Origin of the sequence: Blautia sp. AF19-10LB (genome assembly GCF_003461245.1) — a bacterium.
GTDB classification, from domain to species: domain Bacteria; phylum Bacillota; class Clostridia; order Lachnospirales; family Lachnospiraceae; genus Blautia_A; species Blautia_A intestinihominis.
Genome location: NZ_QTWS01000093.1, coordinates 1 through 887 on the forward strand (window position 1 = coordinate 1; position 887 = coordinate 887).

The following is an 887-nucleotide window of genomic DNA, read 5'->3' on the forward strand; positions in this document are numbered from 1 at the left end:
ACTGCGCGCCGCATTCTCGTTACTTCTAGTGATGAGTTAGGCGCGCAAATTTTTTACAAAAAATATAAAAGAGAGTTTTATTGGACCGAAAAAGAATTATAATAGAATAAGAAAGAACAAATAGGACTTATTTATATCCAGTACAAGTCAGAAAGGCAGGAAGCAACTGTGAAGATTACATCCAGCTATGGCGTAGAATTGAGAAAACAGAATATCCCGATCCGTCAGACGCTGGATATCTACCGGTCTGCCGTTGGCTATCTGACAGAGATTTATGAGCAGGTATGGGAAGAGCTGGAAAGGATACCGGAAACGAAGAAACGTTTTAATGAAGCGGAGCACCTGATACATACAACAAAAAAGAATCAGGCTCGTTTTAGCTTTGATCTCCATTTTCCAAAGATGCCTTCTTACCTGAGAAGGGCAGCCATCCAGCATGCGCTGGGAACTGTATCCTCTTACAAAACCCGACTGAGCTTGTGGGAAAAATCAGGTCAAACAGGAGGCTGGCCGAAACTTGTATATGAGAATCATGCCATGCCGGTCTTTTATCGTGATGTGATGTACCGGGAGGATAAGGAAGGGAAGGATGCTGCTTATCTGAAATTATATGATGGGCATGACTGGAAATGGTTCCATGTACGGTTAAGCCATACCGACATGGAGTATTTGAGAAAGAACTGGTCTGGGGAAAAGGCATCTGCCCCGACATTGGAGAAAAGACACAGGAAATATTTTCTGCGTTTTTCTTATACAGAAGATGTGATACTTACAAAAATACTAGTCAAAGAACAGATCATCTGCAGTGTGGATCTGGGGATCAACACTGATGCAGTCTGTACCATTATGCGGTCGGATGGAACTGTCCTGGGAAGAAAGTTTATCGA

Annotated in this window: 1 pseudogene; it reads left to right on the top strand. The window is 42.6% G+C overall.

The window, feature by feature from the left end:
- Window positions 1-168 precede the first annotated feature (168 nt).
- Window positions 169-887: pseudogene (locus DWX28_RS19210) on the top strand (IS200/IS605 family accessory protein TnpB-related protein); the annotation flags it as partial.